Annotated in this window: 14 protein-coding genes and 1 pseudogene; 1 reads left to right on the top strand and 14 read right to left on the bottom strand. The window is 45.6% G+C overall.

Annotated elements, in window-relative coordinates; all coding sequences use genetic code 11:
- Nucleotides 1–16: 16 nt before the first annotated feature.
- The 12 genes and pseudogenes from KQI_RS0101545 to KQI_RS0101485 form a co-directional block, all read right to left on the bottom strand.
- Nucleotides 17–1,540 (bottom strand): glycoside hydrolase family 43 protein, encoded by a 1,524-nt coding sequence (locus tag KQI_RS0101545; RefSeq protein ID WP_411830971.1) that lies wholly within the window; start codon nucleotides 1,538–1,540, stop codon nucleotides 17–19.
- A gap of 55 nt (nucleotides 1,541–1,595) precedes the next feature.
- On the bottom strand, nucleotides 1,596–1,733 hold the full coding sequence (locus KQI_RS29720; protein ID WP_080572103.1) for an RICIN domain-containing protein: 138 nt from the start codon (nucleotides 1,731–1,733) through the stop codon (nucleotides 1,596–1,598).
- A gap of 27 nt (nucleotides 1,734–1,760) precedes the next feature.
- Nucleotides 1,761–2,678 carry an endo-1,4-beta-xylanase gene (locus tag KQI_RS0101540; protein WP_411830970.1) on the bottom strand — a complete coding sequence of 306 codons (918 nt, stop codon included), beginning with the start codon at nucleotides 2,676–2,678 and terminating at the stop codon, nucleotides 1,761–1,763.
- Nucleotides 2,679–2,872: 194 nt separating this feature from the next.
- Nucleotides 2,873–4,561: a glycoside hydrolase family 43 protein gene (locus tag KQI_RS0101535; RefSeq protein ID WP_010344920.1), complete on the bottom strand. Its 1,689-nt coding sequence runs from the start codon at nucleotides 4,559–4,561 to the stop codon at nucleotides 2,873–2,875.
- 190 nt (nucleotides 4,562–4,751) lie between these two features.
- A complete protein-coding gene (locus tag KQI_RS28940) occupies nucleotides 4,752–5,081 on the bottom strand; it encodes a hypothetical protein (protein ID WP_010344919.1) in 330 nt (109 codons plus the stop codon).
- 408 nt (nucleotides 5,082–5,489) lie between these two features.
- Nucleotides 5,490–7,247, bottom strand: a complete 1,758-nt coding sequence (locus tag KQI_RS0101520; RefSeq protein ID WP_241763841.1) for a type 2 periplasmic-binding domain-containing protein — start codon at nucleotides 7,245–7,247, stop codon at nucleotides 5,490–5,492.
- A gap of 67 nt (nucleotides 7,248–7,314) precedes the next feature.
- The gene (locus tag KQI_RS0101515; RefSeq protein ID WP_010344916.1) at nucleotides 7,315–9,063 is read right to left on the bottom strand and encodes a sensor histidine kinase; all 1,749 of its coding nucleotides are present in this window, start codon (nucleotides 9,061–9,063) and stop codon (nucleotides 7,315–7,317) included.
- A gap of 19 nt (nucleotides 9,064–9,082) precedes the next feature.
- Nucleotides 9,083–10,654 (bottom strand): response regulator, encoded by a 1,572-nt coding sequence (locus KQI_RS0101510; RefSeq protein WP_010344915.1) that lies wholly within the window; start codon nucleotides 10,652–10,654, stop codon nucleotides 9,083–9,085.
- 603 nt (nucleotides 10,655–11,257) lie between these two features.
- The gene (locus KQI_RS0101500; protein WP_010344913.1) at nucleotides 11,258–13,009 is read right to left on the bottom strand and encodes a DUF5605 domain-containing protein; all 1,752 of its coding nucleotides are present in this window, start codon (nucleotides 13,007–13,009) and stop codon (nucleotides 11,258–11,260) included.
- A gap of 402 nt (nucleotides 13,010–13,411) precedes the next feature.
- Nucleotides 13,412–14,490: pseudogene (locus tag KQI_RS26565) on the bottom strand (IS4 family transposase).
- Between the two features lie 429 nt (nucleotides 14,491–14,919).
- Nucleotides 14,920–15,906, bottom strand: a complete 987-nt coding sequence (locus tag KQI_RS0101490; protein WP_010344912.1) for an NADP-dependent oxidoreductase — start codon at nucleotides 15,904–15,906, stop codon at nucleotides 14,920–14,922.
- A gap of 158 nt (nucleotides 15,907–16,064) precedes the next feature.
- A complete protein-coding gene (locus KQI_RS0101485) occupies nucleotides 16,065–16,958 on the bottom strand; it encodes a ketopantoate reductase family protein (RefSeq protein ID WP_010344910.1) in 894 nt (297 codons plus the stop codon).
- A gap of 160 nt (nucleotides 16,959–17,118) precedes the next feature.
- On the opposite strand from KQI_RS0101485, the gene KQI_RS0101480 reads away from it, so the two are divergent.
- Nucleotides 17,119–17,703, top strand: a complete 585-nt coding sequence (locus KQI_RS0101480; RefSeq protein WP_010344909.1) for a TetR/AcrR family transcriptional regulator — start codon at nucleotides 17,119–17,121, stop codon at nucleotides 17,701–17,703.
- 528 nt (nucleotides 17,704–18,231) lie between these two features.
- On the opposite strand, the gene KQI_RS0101475 is transcribed toward KQI_RS0101480, so the two are convergent.
- Together KQI_RS0101475 and KQI_RS0101470 are read right to left on the bottom strand one after the other, a co-directional pair.
- Entirely contained in the window at nucleotides 18,232–18,696 is a 465-nt protein-coding gene (locus tag KQI_RS0101475) for a hypothetical protein (protein ID WP_010344908.1), read from the bottom strand.
- 22 nt (nucleotides 18,697–18,718) lie between these two features.
- A complete protein-coding gene (locus KQI_RS0101470; protein WP_010344907.1) occupies nucleotides 18,719–19,198 on the bottom strand; it encodes a GyrI-like domain-containing protein in 480 nt (159 codons plus the stop codon).
- Nucleotides 19,199–19,248: the final 50 nt, after the last annotated feature.

Genomic DNA, 19,248 nt, shown 5'->3' with positions numbered 1-19,248 from the left:
TTATACGGGGCCGTTTTCAACCGGCGTCTCCCCCGCTGGAAGAAGTAGCAAATTGCCAGTAGTCGAAGTTAAATAAACGCTGGCCGTTTGCGCCTTTAAACATAAAGTAGATATTATGAACGCCTGTCACCCGATTAACATTCGTTTCTTGTAATCTCCATACCTGGTTCCCCCCTGTAGGAGAAACATTAAGCGTGCCGATCACCTGTCCTGTTGGACTGTCGAGGTGAATTTCGATCTGTCCTCCCACCGTTGACGCGACGTTAGCTTTGAACGATGTTGCGCCGGTTGCTCTAAAATCGGCGTTCCCCACTGCAACCCAGTCCCCGTTGTGGATATCGGTTACATTCATATTTACGCTTGACACCATACCGCCAGGCGCTTGGGAAACCTCCGTCAGAATACCGCCGTTCCACCCGATAGTTTCCGCCTCGGTTCTTTGATACGGATTTAGGTTCTTAATCTGCGAAACACCCCGCATTGTGCCCTGAACCGGTACGATTTCATTCCCGCTATACGTCAGTTCATTGATATGAGGGGAACGGTACCCCATTCCGTCACCTAAAAGGGCTTTACTGACGGTTTGAGCATGGTAGGTAATATACCACTTATTATTAAAGTGAAAAATGGTGTGGTGATTATTGCCCCCGACGCCGAAGAACACAGACGGATTTCTCAAGATGGATTTCACATAAGTAAACGGTCCCATAGGGTTGTCGCTCACCATATAGGCGATTTCACCGGAAGGCGGACTACCCGCCGGATGATTTCCGCCAAAGTTGGAGCAATAGGAATAATAGTATTTTCCGTTATACTTGTGAATCCCTGAATCTTCAAAAAAGAAAGGGGCGTCAATCAATTGCGCACTGCCTTCGGTATGAATCATATCGTTGCTTAATTTGATGGCGCGGGCCGTCTTGGGATTTGCCCATTGATTTTGAGTTGGATTATCACCGCCAGGAATTCCCCCGCCAAAATATAAATAGCCGGAGCCGTTATCATCTACCAGAACAGCCGGATCAAATAACCAAACAACGCCGCTGACTCCCGGGGTACTCCTGGAAACCAGCGCTTTTCCTAGCGGATCCGCCCACGGTCCGATCGGACTATCCGCCGTGAGTACACCGATCCCTCCAGCACCATTGGCAAAATAAAGGAAGAACTTATCCTGGCCATTAATTTTTTTGTGTGCTGCGGCCGGCGCCCAAGAACCCGACGCCCATTTGGCTATGCCGCTTGGTCCGGCCACCGGAATAGCCCCGTGATCCGTCCAGTTCACCATATCGTCGGATGAGATTAGATGCACTTTATTTAAATTGCTGAACGAGTTGGACTTGATCTTTCCGTTACTGTCATATTCATAAGCATCGCTTGACATATAAATATAGACTCTACCGTTATAGACCAGCGCGGATGGATCGGCCCCCAACTTGTGATCCATTAATGGATTGGAGTTGCCCGGAGTTTTAGCGATCGCCGCTGTTTCCGCCTGCACAACCTGACCGTTCAACACTCCCACCCACAGCATGACAAAGACCATTAATAAAGCTTTTATTCGACTTCTTTTTTTCATTTCATTCCCCTCCTTGTATGAGCTATCTAACAAGTGTGAATCTCCAGTTATAATCCGCCGTACCGTTTTCGTCCCATTGCACGGCTTGCCTGCCATTGACCGTGGACATGCCATCGATGCCGATCACTAAGTTGCTATGGGCATTCCGAATTTTATACACGCGTCCGTTTTCAAGCGGAAACTGCGTTCATCTCCCGGCAAGATAACTCTTCAACCATGTCATGGCCGGACGTTCGGCGCCCGAACTGGTGATAAGATGAGAGCCATCCACCCATGTTTGTCCTTGAATATACCCCCAGAGCGTGATGCCTTTTACGTTCGGGTGTTCCCATAGGACCGGAAATTTTTGTTGGTATCTTTGCAATTGAGTCGCGTCGTCGCCCGTTATATCCAACTCCGAGACGTAAATTGGCAGCCCGGTAGCGGCCAGCGTGTTGAGAACGCTGTTCATCGTGCTTACGGAAACGGTATTCATATTAAAATGGTGACATTGAATGCCGATGCCGTCAATCAAACCTCTGGCCTTTAACAAGTTTATAATCTGAACGTATTGCCGTGCCGCATTTGGATCGCTGATAATGCCGTATTCGTTAATCAATAGTTTGGAATTCGGGAACGCCTGTCTAGCTTGCTCGAACGACCAGATGACCCAATCCCATCCCGTAGAGCCGTCACCGCCGATCGCATTCCGGTAAGAAGGCTTGGCGTGCAGCGGTTCGTTCACGACATCAACGAATTCCGTGTTGCGGTATTTTTGACCGGCCGCTTTAATCCATTCGATAACCTCAGCCTTTTGATTCGGAGCCGATAGCCCGGAAATCCACCCCGGCTCTTGGTTTCCCCATACGAGCGTATGAAATTTGAACGGGAAGCCTTTAGCCTTGGCATAGTTATAGGCCATATCCGCTTGCGACCAGTTCATGGAACCGCGTACACCTTCGACGGAACCCCATTTTGTAGAGTTCTCAGGTGTGACTTGGTTCCAATAAGCAGCAAAATTGGAGGGAACAGAGCCAGCGATAATGTTGCCTAAAAACTTGGAGCCTGACGCAAGCCCCGCACTCGCTATTTGCGGCGAGGAAAACACCATCAGAGATACCACCATGACCAAAGCGGTCAATACATGCAAAAGTTTTGACTTTACCGGATACATAAAATTGCCTCCCAGTATTGGATTTTGGAGATCTTATGACTGAACGTGGAGCATAAGATAACGACAGGTTGTGAACCGGAAACTTATCCGAGAAATTCCAATGTCCAGTTATGATCCGCCGTGCCGCTATCGTCTCATTACACGGCCTACCCGCCATTGCCCATGGACATACCATCGATACCGCTCATCTTACCGCTGTGGGTATTCTGCAGTTTATTTACCGAGCCGCTTTGCACATGGGCTTTTCCGGAACTTTCCGTTCCCGTTATCCGGTTTTCGATTCGGAAATAATCGACATCCACGTATCCGCCGACCGATTGAGTCGCATAATTAAAGATGGCAAATCGATAACCCATGAAATGTGGTATCGTGTAGCTCATCTGCAGCCTGTTGCCGATCGCTGTCCATCGGTTTCCGTCCAGACTGTAATAAAAATAGGCTTTATCGGTTTTGTTTTTGAAATCCATTTCCACCTTTAAATACACATCGTTCTGTGCAAGCGGCACGCTGGCCACTTCCAGCGGCGTTGTCCCGCTGCCGTTGACCATCACGATCGATTTGGAATTGCCGGACATTTTGACGCCAATGAACCCGTAGCTCTTCTGAAGCGCCGCAAGCCCCGCATAATCGCCGTTTTTCATGCGGCTTACGTCTATCGCGATCCGTCCGGAGCTTTCCGGGCCAAAGGTTCTTTGAGTCAGCGAGTTATGAGCATCCAAAATACTTGTACTGGTTCTTCCGGTCGTCAGTCTCAGATATCCGGAACGCGCCTTAAGAGACCAAAGATTGTTGTCGGGATTGTGGTTCCATTGCCATACCAGCGGAAGCCGGGATTGATTGAATTCATCGGAGGCCACAAACCATTCATTCGAATTCACGCCGGTGACCGGCTTTTGCATCTGCGTGGGGACCTGGCCATTCACGCCGAATATCGGCCAGCTGTTTTGCCAGGTAACCGGAACAATAAAGGGGATGCGTCCTACGGAGCCATGATCCTGGAACAGCAACCCGTACCACTTACCGTCAGGCGTATCCACGATCCCTCCTTGGGCGATGCCCTCATAGTCCAAAGCGACCCGACCTTCATAAGGACCCGTAATACGATCCGCTCTAAATACCAATTGGGTGCGGCCGGCTCCCTGCGGCCAGGTGATCAGGAAAACGTAATACTTGCCGTTGATTTTTTGAATATGCGCCCCCTCTGCCGGGAGTCCTACGTTAGGACCCGCTATCGAACTGGCGTTGGGAATAATGACCTGATTTAACCCGCCCGGTTTGACGGCGGTGGCACCCGAAGTAAGCTCAGTAATGCGAATATCTCCACTCCCATGAACGAGATACACTCTCCCATCGTCATCAAACAAGAGTGACATGTCATGGTAAAAACCGATTGTGGAGCTTGTCCACGGACCGTTTTCAATATCTTGCGTCCGGTAGATGAAAGTCTTCCCCGCGATGCTGGATGAAAAAACTACATAATAGGTGCCGTTATGATACCGAAGACTGCTGGCCCACGAGCCTTTGCCATACTCATTTTGACCATTCCTTAAAGCTTGTGTGTCCAAATCCCCCAATGTATCGTAAACATAGTTCACAATTTCCCAATTGACGAGATCATGGGACTTCATGATCGGAACACCCGGGTTCATGTGCATCGTTGTACTCGTCATATAGAAAGTGTTTCCAACTCTGATTACATCGGGATCGGGCACATCCCCCCATATAATCGGATTCTCAAAAGTGTTTTGGTCCTGCGCAGCATGCAATTCGGGGGCCATGAAAATCATCATTAATGTAAGCGTTATCGAAACCAAACAAGATTTCTTTCCAATCACTTTCACGTCTCCTTTCGTTTAGCCTCTAAATGGAATCAAACCAGAGATCAAATCTTCGAACAAACTTTCACGTCCGATCACCCTCCTTAAAAATCATATAATAGAAATAAATTGCATTTTTATAATTTCACTATAAATGGATTGGCTATAAAATTTAATAGAATTTTTTCTGATTTTATTGAACTTTCTTTTAAAATATTAAATTATATCGGGGAAAATTTTTGCGTCCATCCTGTCTCGAAGCGCAAATCAGTTCGAGACTATAAACGCGCTTTTGCCGGAAATGCAAAAAAACCCATCTTCCTTTCCAGTTGGAAGCATGGGCCGAGAAAGCTGAGCTTTCCCCCAAATATTTCTTTTCTTTATTTAAAGAGGCGACAAAAATGACATTCGTATCCTTATAATCGTAGAGCAGATCAAATTCGAACCTCTCGAACGTCCGGATTTTCTCGGGGGCGAAGATGACTCCTACCAGCCGTTCGTCTGGCATGGCGCGACCGTTGGGCAAAACGCTGATCATGGGTGCGAGCTTGTTATCCGTATAAAGATTATCAAGGATGACATGGGGCTGCCCGTGGTTGAGCCATTCGTTTTCATCCCGCCTATGCCATGCAAAAGATACAATACGTTATACATTTGGTTTCCTGAATATCCGGGCGGAGTATATATCCTCGCTACGTTCCGGAGTTCATTGAGAAGCAATGCGAGCGTAGTCAGCAATTGTCCAGCCCTATAAAGGAACATATTTGAAAATGATGAGCCAAATGAAAAAAGGATGGTCATCATGGCAAAGGCGCACTGTTGCACCCATTTTTTTGAAAAACGGCCCTATCCCTTTCGGTTTTTTTGTATGTCTCTCGTCCGGGTCGTGGCAGCACCGAATCGGTCTCCATACTATTCTCTCCTCCCGTTAAAAACTGTCTATCGATTATTTACCGCCGGTAACGATTTTGACTTTCTCCCGCGCTTGCTCCGTCGTCCACTTTTCATAGTCGGCCGTGTCGAGCTTGCCGAATTCGTTCAAGTATTCCTTCCACACCGATTCAAACTTATCCGGCGTTGCAAGCACGAGTTTTGGGAAGTATTTCTTCGTCAGTTCATCCTTGGCCGTTTCCCACAGCTGTTGCGGCGAATTTAGTTCCTTGGCGAATCCCCAGGCAGGATGCCAAGGGCGAAACTTCGGCGTCGCGAACATTTGACTGTAAGTTTGCACGCCGTATTTGTCCAAAATGGCCTTATCGGCTTGCGTCAGACTCATCTGGAAAACTTCGGGCTGAAAAGCCACGCCCCGGGCATTCCCGTTCGCGAGCGTGGAATTGGCGTTGTACGTCGGCCAGTTCCAATTGTAATATTTAAAGCCGAACTTCTCGTTAAAAGCTTCGTCGATCATGTTGATCTGTTCCTGTGTCCGGTAAAAGCGGCCTTGTTCGTTGACTTCATAGGTTTTGCCTTCGATGCCCCAAGACAATAGGGTTTGGTTTTCTTCCGTCAGCATATTGTCGAAATATTGGATGATTCTTACCGGGTCTTTCGCGCTGACCGTAATGCCGATGCCGCGGTTCGTTGCCAATCCGCCTTCGGCGTCGACATACGCATCCGGCGTGTTCTCATCAAAGGTAACGGGAAGCGGGAAGTAGTTGTAAGCGTCCTGGGCAGGGTCCTTGCGCGCCGCGTCCTTCAGGACATTGAGCGCATTTCCCACCTGCCATTTGTAATCAAAAAAGCCAAGCACTTTATGAGAGATTAATTTGGAGATATATTGGTCGTAATTGTCCACAAAAGAAGCCTTGTCGAACAGATCTTCCGTATTTAACTCGTTCAGCGTCTTCAGCCATCTTTTCGTCGCGTCGGAAGCCGCGTACGTCCTGGCTTCAAACGTTTCCGGATCAACGATGACTTCGCCGTCGTTCGGGTAACCCATGAGGTGCATCGGCGGATTGGAAGTCGCAAAAAATCTCCAGTCATGCGTGAGGGTGATCATGCCTGTCAAATTTTCATCCTTGTGTTTTTTTACATAATTTCTGATCAGTTCTATATATTGATCCAACGTTTTGACTTTCGGATAGCCGGCCTCGGCCAAGACGCGGCGTTGAATCCAAAATGCAGCTCCGGGCTCTGGGGCCGGAACGAAGTCGCCGACCTGCACGGTGATCGGAAGGAAATAAAGTTTGCCATCTTCAGCTCTCAGTTGGTTAAAATATGGTCCGAATACCCGTTTGATATTCGGACCGTGCTCCTCGATCAAATCGTCAAGCGGGATGAATACGCCCGCGTTCAAAACGCTTCCCATCGTCGCATCCGGAATCAGCACGTCCGGATACTCGTTCGCGGCGATCATCGTACCAATTTTCGTGTTCAGGTCGCCGACCAGAAACTCCAGTTTGAAATTGACCCCCGTTTGATCTTCCAGTATTTTTCCGAGGGTGGTCTCGTTTGTATTGCCATCCTTGGATCCGGCTACGCCATTATAGATCGTAAAGGTGACCTTGTCCTGCTTGTTGCTTTCTTCTGGGTTGTTGCCTGTCTCGCCCACGGCTTTATTGTTGCTTTTGCCGTTGGAACAAGCGGATATTACAGACAACAGAAATACCGCGACCAGAAAGAGAACCCAAAATTTCTTTTTTGTCAAAACCGATCTTCCCCTTTCGCTTGTTGATTGGTATTTACAGGAACAGTGTAAAAGCATTTTTGATTTTGGGTTATCCGGAGAACTATGGGACTTCCTTTAAAAATTTCAGTATTTGTTTCGGCGGTCAACTCTTTTCGTTCGGGATTCCAAGCATGACGCAGGTCCCTTCACCCGGACAGCTGTCCAGCGAAAAACGGATCTTCTCCCCGTAGATTATTTTGGTTCGGTAAATCGCGTTTTGAACACCGATGCGTTCCCCCATGGTTTCTTCGGCCTCCAAGTAACGGTACAACTTGCTGACCGTTTCATCGTTCATGCCGATCCCGTTGTCCCTGACGGTAAAAGTCAGTTCATCTTCCGTGACGTCGATTCGAATCTCAATCATCCCCCCGTGTTTCAGCGGCTCGATGCCGTGGATACAGGCATTCTCGACGAAAGGAAGGAACGCCATTTTCGGCACCAGGCATTCATATGCTTCTGGCGCGACGACGATCCGGCAGTCCAGCTTGTCCTCGAAGCGATATTTCTGAATGTCCAAAAAGCATATAATAAACTCCATCTCCTCCTCCACCGGAATCCGGTCTTTGTTCCAGGTCAAGGAGCCCCGGAAGAATTTGGCCATACTATGGATAATCTTAGCGGTGTCGCGCTCTTTTTTCAGCAAGCTTCTCATCCGGATCGTTTCCAGGGCATTGAATAGAAAATGGGGATTCATTTGGCTTTGCAATGCATTCAACTGCGCCTTTCGGCGCTCCAGCTCCAGCGATTTCTTCTGGATTTCCGCCAGGTACACGTCATGGATCAAGCTTTTGATCTGCAGGATCATTCGGTTGAATTCCAGTGTCAATTGACCGATCTCGTCCTTGTAGGACTCGCCCTGAATCGTTTCAAAACTTTGGCTTTTCACTTTTTTCATCTGCTTCAGGATTTGGATGACTCGTAAGTTAATCGATCGGGTGATGATAAGAATAATCATGGTCGGAATGATCATCATAACGCAGCCGGACCATAAAATAAAATTGCGCGAATCACGGATTTCCTTAACGATTTCGCTTTCGCTGACGATACCGGCGATCTTCCATCCTTCCAGATAGCTGACTCCCCGGTATTCCTTCACGAACCGGATCATTTTGTCCGATCCGAGCGAGACAAACGCGGTTTCGTTCCCGCCCTGCCAGTCGATTTCCCCGTTTGTCGTGTACTCGATCCTGCCGTCCGGATTAATCAGATACATATCCCCCTTTACGTTTAAGTTCGAAAACAGGGACACCAGATCGATCGTTTTAAAATCGATTTTGAGCAGTTTTTCCTTGGACATCCGATTCGCAAAATAGTCCAAACGCCGGATCAGCGAGAAACTGGCGGAATGCTCGTTATCTGTTTCCGTACGCGCAAACACGGGCTGGGAACGATGCCTGTCCGCCGCCATTCGATACCAATCCTCCGATCTGATTTCATCCGACAGGTATCCGATGTTACCGGAATGCAGCAACGTCGGGTTGTTCACGTAAATCATCATGTTCTGGAGATACAGGGAAGCGGGGTGATAACTGTTTAGCACCCGTCTCAAATAATCGTCATAAGCTTCGACGTAATCTTCGGTATTGGCAAAATTCCGCTCCAGAATTTCATTGGTCTTGAGGTCGGCGTAAAAAAATGAGGACAATCCCACCGCATCGTCAACCTGGGAGCGGAATTCGTTTTTGATTTGCTCTACCGCCAGGTCGATATCCTTGATTCTCCCCTCCCTGACATTATTCGAGATGAGATTATAAAAAATAGCGTTGGTCACGATCATTGGTGTAAAGATGCAAAGAAAATAGACCAGCAACATCTTGTTCCTTAGCCGGGTATTATGAAGCAGTCGGTTCATCGCGTGCCGTCCCCTTTCGCTATTGATTGCTCATGCGATTGCGGTATTCCGTGGGAGTCATCTTCTCGACCTTCTCGAACTGGGAGACAAAATACTCGGCGCTGTTGAATCCGACCCGCTCGGCGATCTCATAAATGCGTATATCTTTTTGTCTCATCAGTTTCTTGGCCTCTTCGATCCGCAGCTGCAATAAATAATCATTAAAATAAACGCCATAATGCTTTTTGAACAATTGCCCGATGTACGCGGAGTTCATGAAGAACTGCGCCGCAAGGCTTTTTAAGCTCAAATTTTGATGAAAGTGCTGGTCCACGTACGATTTAATTTTATGAATTCCGCTCTTGCCGCCGGAATTATAAAGTTTTTTGACGAGTTCCGCGGCTTCGGACGCAAACTCGCTAAATAATCCGCGCAATCCTTCCAATGTGAGATTATAGTCGTACCAGACCAGAATCGGCTCGATCAGGCCGAGTTCCTTCTCGTCGCCTTCCACGCTTCTGACGGAGTACGCGATGCCCAGAACGCATTGCATGATCGACGTTTTGATCGCTTCGATGGAGAAGTTCCGCTCCAGAAAATCCACAAAGATGTGGTGGATGGCACTCCGAATGCCATTCATGTCCGACGCTTCGACCGCTTCGATCAAAGTACGAATCGATGGTTCGTGAAGATGCAAATAGTTCAGTTCCGCATCGGCGATGTCCGAATATAACAGCGCATGGGTGTTGTAACGGATCCACTTGTGCTGCATCGTTTCTTTCGCGCTGTTATAGGAGAACCTCAACCGGTTCAAGGATTCGACGGATTTGCCAGCATAGATGCGCAGATCCAAGGCGAAAGCATCCTTCAGCCGCCGAAGCGCGGACCTCATAAAAGGATGTATATCTCCGCCGAAAAGGGTCAGGTACGTATCCGGTACAATAAAGCCATACGTGCGGCGATGCTCATACACGATCGGTGGCGAAGCGGCAGCGCCGAGTTCTTGTACCGTTTCCCGGATGGCTTCCATTAGCTGGTCTCTTGCCGGGGAAACCGCTTTTTTCCAGGGTACGACATTGTTAACTTCCAGCAATATGTAAGTAAACGCCTTCGCATCGGCGAAAAATGAAACCTGGCCCCACTCATCCAACACTGTCTCGCCGATCTCGTCCCACAACAAGGTTTCGATCAGTTTTTCACCCATCTGCCTCCGGTTTTGATCCCGCAACCGTTGTTTTGCCGACAGCTTGTCCCTAAGCTTGGCCAACGCTTTCTGAATATCGTCCGGATCGATGGGCTTCAGCACATAATCCTGTACGTTGAACCTCACCGCCTGCTGGGCATAGCGGAAATCGTTATAGCCGCTGATAATGACGAATTCCGTTTCCAACTGCAGCTTGCTGACGGCCTCGATCAATTCAAGTCCGTCCAGTACCGGCATACGGATGTCGGTCACGACCAGATCCGGCTTTTTCGCCTGGATGATCGCCAAGGCGTCTTCTCCGTTGTCGGACTCGTCAATCACTTTAAAGCCACTACTTTCCCAATCGATCATTTCGATTAAGCCCTTCCGGACAAACAACTCATCATCCACAATCATGACGGAATACATTCAGTCCCCTCCTTATGAAGAGTTACACTTACTATACTTTTTCGGGAAAACGCTTTAATTTATTTACCTCCTATTGTGTTATGATATAGCAAAATAGAAATAAATGGAGGATTTTTCTATGTCAATCATCCAATAAGGCGCTTTTTATACGAAAGAATACTGGAACCTGTTCAAGGAGCTCGGCTATCCCGAAGCGGGCATGGTCGCCAGGTTCGAGCGAACATAGACCGATTTGTTTTACCGGTTGTGGAACGGCTCGAAGACGTTTCATCAATTTAATTGAAGTCACGAAAGACAACTGGTCTTATGGTAACGGCATCGCCCCATTTATTATTTAATTCGTAATTCTTCATAAGAGAGGGGGAATCTTAACTATGTCGACCGTTCTTTATACGCATTCCGGTAATTCAGAAGCATCTTACAGCCTGGCTGCATACCACGGTCACTTCATCACAATGAATAAAAAGAACCCTTATAGAATAAGGATTCTCAAAAAGGAACTTTTCCGGCGACCTTCAGCTTACTTTAATATTCCCCTTTATTTTGTCATTTTCTTAAACACTGGCTTTTTCCTCCAGGGTCATATTTAAAATAAGTTGTGCTTTATATTTGTTTCATTCTTACGGCCATATACTGCCTGCCCGGCAATTCAATTCGGAACCTGCCTTCAAAAGTACCTTCCAATTCTTCAATCGTCATATTCCAGGTATCAATGATTTCCACTTTGAATTGGATTCCCGGCTTCATTCGGAATTCCCTAAATCGTGGTTGAAAAAAGCCAAAGTAGAATAAATAATATTCATCTGGAATCCCTGCTGCTGGAACATCCCAGGATAAATACAACGGATTTAACCCGTCTTTTGGCCCTTCCTCCATGATTCTACGTAAAAAAGCAATACGTTCCGGGCTGCTGCCATGCAGTTTACCGCCCTTTGACCACCATAAAACTTCATCAGACCGGAAATAGGTTTCCCCGTGGCCTACATAACCGCCGCGAACGGCACCTTCCCAGAATCGGCGGGTCATTTCTTCCCCGGTTATATTACCCCAGCCTTGATCAATATCACCTTCATATGCACATTCATCAATCACAATAGGCTTGTTCCATTGTTTTCGCCAATCATCCGTGCTCTCAGCTGTTTTATAGACATCAACCCGCTGCACACTGCAGTGAGTGATCCATGGGCGATTATAATCATAAAACTGTATACAATTATGAATGGATATTAAGTGATTATATGGATCATTTTCTTTTACGACTTTAGCAAATCGCTCCCAATCATCCAAATCCTTGGCCCACATTAAATCGTATTCATTAGCCAATGACCACCAGACATTACGATAAGCGGAAAGACGAGCCACGATATAATGCAAATAACGATCATCCTGAGTCTTGTTCATATCGGCAAAGCCCCAGCGGTCATATGGATGGAAAAGAATTAAATCCACTTCAATCCCAAGCTTTCCAAGTTCGCTGATTTTTTGTTCCAAGTGTTGAAAGAACGCTGGATTAAATCGTGCAAAGTCCAATCCTTCTTCTAAAGATCCCTCAAATGGATAATAATTCGGTTCATTTGTATTAAAAGCATATGATTTTGGGAAAACGCACATCCGCATTTTATTAAAAGGAGAGGCCTTTAAAGTTTCCAATGTTTCGTTAATGAGCTGCTCGTCTTGATGTATCCATGCATAACAAGTGGTACCAACTGGTATATAAGGAGTCCCATCTTCATATGAAAAATGAAACGTATTTTTTACCCTTACAGGTCCCCGATTGCTTTCCAACGGCGCCGTACAGACAAATTGACCTGAGATTCCATCCAGTGATCTGGCAGAACTTTTTGTTGTATATGTCCAATTGCCTTCTTGGTCCGGCATGAACCTTGCCCGGTAAATCCCTTCGCCATCATAAAAGCCGGTTACTTCTAAAGTCCTGCCTTCCAATGAAAATTCAACATTTAAAGTAACTTCGAGAAAAGGATTTCCATGACTTGGCCCCTGGAATTCTAATTCAAAAACATCCCACTTTTTTGCTGTGTCAGGGGCAGAAACTCTCGCCGAACCGATGCTAACTGAATCATCTTCATAGCTGATTGAAGGAATGACCTCTTCTTCTCCGTTATGATCAGCTGCAATGTTTGCGAGTTCATGCTGAAGGGCCTTTATTAAATCTGGAGAAATTGTTACTTCAGGAAAGGAAGTTTTCATTTGCTCTAGACTAGTTAACTTAACAAATGTTCCAAAAGCAGGATCAAGCATTAATTCGAAAATTTGGGGAAGATGTTTTTTTAAGATATCCCTGGCTTCTTTATTAGATAAAACGTTCCCTAATTTCGTTTTTTCGGTAAATTCCATAAACAGTCCTCCAGGTATCTAAATTTGAATATCCAACCATATCTTTTAAGGACAAATCGTTCTTTAATGCTTGTTCAACCTTTACGTCGGCTGGTTGCGTCATGTAACTTTCCCCCTTGATTAGAATATAGTAAATCAAATCAAGGATCCTATATAAAAAAGAGAGCGCTTACAATCATTCGTATAATAACATTTGGTAAATTTATAGTCAATAATTTTAGTTAATAATTTTGTTTATTTATGTTTTTTTATAAGTTTATTCAGTATATTTTAATAAAACTTTAACTTTAAGTCTTATTCATCCTATAATTACGGATATGTTAATAGATTTGAAATAATGATTAGAACTAAAATTGAACTAAAACAAAAACATAGAAATGTGGTTTTTTTGGTATTATTAACTCAACTTTCGCAGATTGAAATCGCCAAATAAGCCCTGATGTAGCTAGGCTGGAGTTGACGCTGAATCAAATTGGTGATCTTCTTTCCTGCTTTCGTGGCAATTTCGTTAATCAAATCAAGTAGTTGTTGTAAGGCAACAGCCCAATCGAGTGTGCCGACTTCATCGCATAACAAGTAGAACAGACCGCCAATGGACCGCTGGTCCGTACTCTGGCGGTGCTGCCAGGCAAGCAGGACGTAGCGTGTGAACACAATTGTCGTATGGCTAACGAGCAAATCGTATGAACGACTTTGAAACTCTTTTTGAAGTCGAAGCAGCGATTTAGCGCACTTGAAGAAGACCTCAATATCCCATCGCATTCTGTAAATTCGGATGATCTCCTGAGCAGTTAAACTCAGATCGGTCGAGAGAATAGCGAGCCATTCGTTTTTCTTGGAACGATGACGGATAAATACCACTGTCACCGGAATATCTGGAGCCAGTTCCGTCCGGATTTGACGTAGGATGTTGGTATTTTTGCCTTCGACACGAGTCGCAGCAGTATATAGTTCCCGCAGACACAGTCGCTGTGCATTCACCATGTAGCGTTTGTTATCGTTCTTTACCATGCCGATCACATGCAACTCACGACGGGTTACTTCTTGAATCAGCGGCGCATGCGAAAACCTTTATAGTAGCTCCCTGTCGCATGGTCCTTGAAGCGCGCCATCATTTCTACTTTACTCCGATTACGTTCGAACATGGAATCGTCAAAGATGAAATCAGTCTCCCGATGTTCCGAAGTTAGGTTTTCGACTCGCTGTACGGTATCGCTGCTTAGCGATAGCAAAAAACGTCGCCACGCGTACCCGCCGTGATTGAGAAACCGATACACCGTATCTTTTCCGGGGAATGATTCGCCTTTGCTGCTCTCCAGCAAGCGGAACCAGTTCTTTTGGTGGAAGAGAAAAATGAAAACAAGGCGAAACAGATAGGCGCAGGTGAATCCGAACTTCTTCTTGAAACCTGCGTTATTCAAGTGTTTAACGATCTTCAATTCTTCAAAGACCGGTTTAATTTCTTTTGGCAGTTGATCAATTTATAGAGGACACCTCTTCTGTATGGTAGTGATTGCTCGACACTCTCACTTTACCAAACGAAGCGGTGTTTAAGAGGGTTATTTAACCTCTTAAAAACCAAGTAACTACAATGATTCAAGCCGATTTTCGCAGCTAAAATTGCCGAACAAACCCTTGATGTACAAGGGCAAATCAGCCATCCATTGCTGGAGTTGACACAGCCTCGGTAAGATGGGGTTTTGTTTCGAGGATTGTCAAAAGTGAGCCTTGAGGTCTGTTTGCTTTCTCTTCCCCATTTTTTGCTCAAGAAGGCGGAAACCAGCAATGGCGGTGTAGGGGGGACCCTGCACCACCATTGCTTTATTTTTGCAAGATGATTTGATCAGGCAAGCTATCCGTCAAGTGCGCAAACTTACTTTTGAGACATCTCATCTCACTAAGCAAGAGGTTTATCCAATGTTTTTCGATATGACGATTTTCCCCCGTTTCGGCAACTCTTCGCTTTTGCGATACGCCTGAAGCAGGCCTTGAGCAGTAAAGGGATAGGTCTCATCGATATGGATATTCAATTTATTCTCTTTCATATGGCGAACAATGGATTCAAAATCGGTACGGTTAGGTCTTGCCTGGAAGAAACATGCGTCAATGTCGCGGACCTTCGGATATTGATTGATCGCGAATGCCACTACTGAAATATAGGTCCCGCCATCCTTGATGACCGAGTAGTTCTTCTTTCCGATTTCTCCCGGTAACCCGGTACCGAAAGCGGATTGGTCCATAGCGGAATCCAATACGATATCAACAGGATCTGTTATTTGGGTGGCAAAGTCGACTTTCGTGTAGTCGAACACCTCGTCAGCACCGAGTCCTTTGACGAAATCATGATTATAGTCCCTCGCGGTTGCGATAACATATGCTCCATGTTGCTTGGCCAACTGGACCGCCGCATGTCCTACTCCTCCGGCGCCGGCTTGAACAAGGATGCGTTGTCCCGGTAGAAGACGGCCATGCTCAAACAGCGCTTGCCAAGCTGTCAGGGCAACCGTAGGCGCGGCGCCTGCCTCTTCGAAGGAAAAACTCTCAGGAATAACGGCAAGAAGATCTTCCTCCACCGCAACATAGTCCATGTAGGAACCCCTCTGAACCATGCCCATGACACGATCCCCCGGCTTGAAATGACGCACTTTTCCGCCAACCTCTTTTACGATGCCGGCTACTTCATTACCAAGAACAAGCGGCAATTGAAATTGAGCCGGAAATTTATCGGCCATCGGACTCTGAAGAATCGCGCCGCTGCGAAATAGAATATCTGCGGGATTGATGGAAGAGGCGCGCATTTCGATGAGAACCTGTGTGTCGGTGAGTGCGGGAATTGGCACTTCCAGATCCTCTAGCACTTCGGGGATTCCAAAGCTTGTCAAAGCAATAGCTTTCATGATTATCCTCCTCTTAAATTGAACATACGTTGATTTTTTAACTGCCGCTGTTTCTAGTGTGTTAACTGGGCCAAATCCTTGGCATTATCCGTTAATTGCTTTCCCCCTGGGGAGGTAATATCAACCGTTTACCATCTTTTATGGAGCCTATGGTGATGTCATCGCCGGGCGGATATCATTTTATGAAACATCTCGTCTAATAACATTATTTCTGCTTTTTGGCTGATGGCATGGTTCCCAAGCTTTACATCAATTATGAAGTCATTGCTCAGCATTTGGCGGTAACGGGAAATAATATCGTTGTCAGGCAATTCTCCCATTGCCTTCGTTTCGGGTGGGATTACCGGAATTCCGGCTTGCTCTACCAGGTGAATGTTTTGTTTAATATCTGCGGCAATCTTGCTTAGAGTGCTTACACTTCTTGCCGTCTCTATATCCACCATTCCGTCATTCGTATAGAAATGCTTGTTGACGATAGCCAACGCAGTATGCGAAATATGGAATGCTTGAATGTCTTTTTGGATTTCATAATGCAAATCCACCGATTCAAATATTTGGGAAAGCTCTTTCACTCTTTCGGTCGTCAATCCATTTATTTCACCAAAAATGGTTCCTTGATGTTTTTCGGAACCGAATTGGGCGTATAGAACATCTTCTTTGATGTCTCCACCGGCGCCCGGGAATCCCGGAAGTAAGCGATCGCCCACGATTTCAAGCCAAGAGTCATATCCAATGGTGTTGGTAAAGGTGACGATGGTCTTGCTCCGATTATGCTTGATCGCAGACAGGGCAGATTCGGCCTGATCATATCGTACTGGAACAAAGATAAAATCATAAATGTCGTCGTTATCAAGCTTTTCTATCGTGTTGATCGATATTTGCTTTATCGATCCATTATCGTTGTATTTCAGGCCGTCCCTTTTCAGCGCCTCCAGTCTCTTTCCTCGTGCCAGTATAGTGACGTCCAGTCCCGACTGTGCTAATCGGAGTGCATATACACTGCCAATCACGCCGGCGCCAAATATCAAAAGTCTATGTGGTTTGGTGTTCAATATGATCCTTCCTTTCATAGAATTAGTCACAGATTGTTTAAGCAACATCTGTTTGATAAGATAATAATATCGCATGCTTATGATTTCAACCGGCAGAGTTAGATGAAAGTTGCATAGGCAACACATTGTGATAATTGATGTTTAACAAGGAGATATAGAAATGGTAAATCAGGAAGATCCGAGGGTGTTGCGCACACGACAGTTAATTAGAGCAGCGTTTAGAGATTTGTTGCGGAGAAAAGGATTTGATGCAATCACCATCAAAGATATCGCTCAGAAAGCAACCATTAACCGCGCCACCTTTTATGCCCATTTTGAAGATAAATATGCTTTGCTTGACGAAGTCACAGAACAGGCTTTTCATGAAATGATTCCTGAGCAAGTGGCGAATGCACAGGAGTTTACGGATGAAATATGTGACCAGTTGATCTTGCTGACGCACCAATACATCGTGGATTTTTATCGGATCTGCAGAATGGATTCCAACTCGATGGCTACGCTTGTCGATGAAAAAATAAAGAAAATGCTGCAGCAAACCATAGAGAGCATTTTTCTGAAAGGGGATACCCACCATGGGGCGGACAGGCATCATATAAGAATCATGGCGGCCATGACAGGTTCAGCGATCTATGGCGCTGCGCATTATTGGTTAAATGTCGAAGAAAAAGATCGAACCGATGTGCTTGTAGACATTGTGCGTCCCTATGTAATGAACGGTCTGGGGCTGTTATCGCAATGGCGATGAATACAGATGAAAAACGAGACTGGTCAGATAGGAACGATGGTGTACCATAAGTTACACACCTCTCTTTGTTTGCATGGTTGCCCGACACATTCATGATACCAAACGAAGAAGATGTTTTTTGTCAAGAAAAGTAAATAGATTGATTCAACGCTTACAGCCACAAAGTGTTTAGGTTAATTCGTTGCTGCGAAAGTTGAGTTATTAAATATACGTTTTTTATCTGAATAAAATTTAATTTTAGTTCAAACTGTACTGGAACATATTTCTCTTAATACGACCTTTTATCATGCCATGTTAATTGAAGAGAATAGAATCTATCAGTTATACCTCGTAGCGTCTTTCATGGGGATTGTAATTTGGTGGATTAAGAAACGATAAACTCCCTCCTGTCGATGAAGTTTCATCTCAGTTTAGTAAAATCGTGGCCTACGGGCATTTGAAAGCTGCCGGCATCGCCGTTGAGGAATAAAATTAACGAGGGAGAATTGCGTCACAAAAAAATGACACCATTCTCCCTTACAGCATACTTTAATATTCTCCTTTGATTACAAAAAACGAGCCCCGGATGGTTCCGGCTAATTTAGACTTCTGTCTTGCAAAGTTAAATTTCTCTTCTAACTCCTTGGGTACCTCCATCCCCTCAGAAAGCTTTAAACCAACGGCCCGCTTCTTAGGATCGTCAATCGTATACATGACATTGAGCCCAAGACCATCCTCATAAAAGACGTAGGTAAATTGGATATTTTCCACTTGAAAGCGCGACGTCTCTAAAGGTTTGGCCGCAAACTCAATATCACGTTCTTCTTTCAAAATCCGGTTCACATAATCAAGTGTCTCCTGGCTTTCGCTAGCTGGTACAACCGTAAATTCATGCTTATATTTGTTCATAAAGTAACGGGCTTCATTCGCTCGTAAACCAGCAAGCGCTTCTGCTACGGGTGAAGACTCTAAACCAACCGTAGACACATTTTTAAAGTCAACGATATAGGACATTTCTATTCCCCCTTTGATCTCTTTATTTCCTAACGACAGGAATCCACATTTCACCAAATACTAAGCCATTTCGCTGCCCCATCACAACCGATGTATTTGGCGCGCCAACATAGGCATAATTCTTTACTTCCGCCAAGACTTGGCCAAAGGCAATGCCGGCAAGCGTATTATTTAGCTCATCAGCCGTCTCTCCTTCCCCTTTAACAACTAGGTATTCCCCCTTAGGAAATTGGATAAGCCTGGTTGCTTCTGGTAACGATGCCTCGGTCATGACACCTGCATAATGCATCATCTTGTTATTCACAGCCTCGTTCACGGCAAAAATGTAGTCATTTGCGGCTACCGCCTTTAAAGTGTCAAGTCTTCCGTCTTGTTTGACGGCCGACCAAAAGTCTGCCTTCTCCTTGTTTATGCCGGCATAGTCTGTGTAATCGCTCTTGAGCTCAGTTCCAATGCCTAAAACGGTAAAGCTGTCTTTTTCCTCAATGGTATAATTTTCCATGTTCAAAACCTTCCTCTTTTTTAAATTTATCAAATGATTTGTCTTTTCAC

It is taken from the genome of Paenibacillus peoriae KCTC 3763 (assembly GCF_000236805.1).
In the GTDB taxonomy this organism is placed as follows: domain Bacteria; phylum Bacillota; class Bacilli; order Paenibacillales; family Paenibacillaceae; genus Paenibacillus; species Paenibacillus peoriae.
The sequence above is the reverse complement of the archived record's forward strand: the minus strand, read 5'-3'. Positions and strand labels throughout refer to the sequence as shown.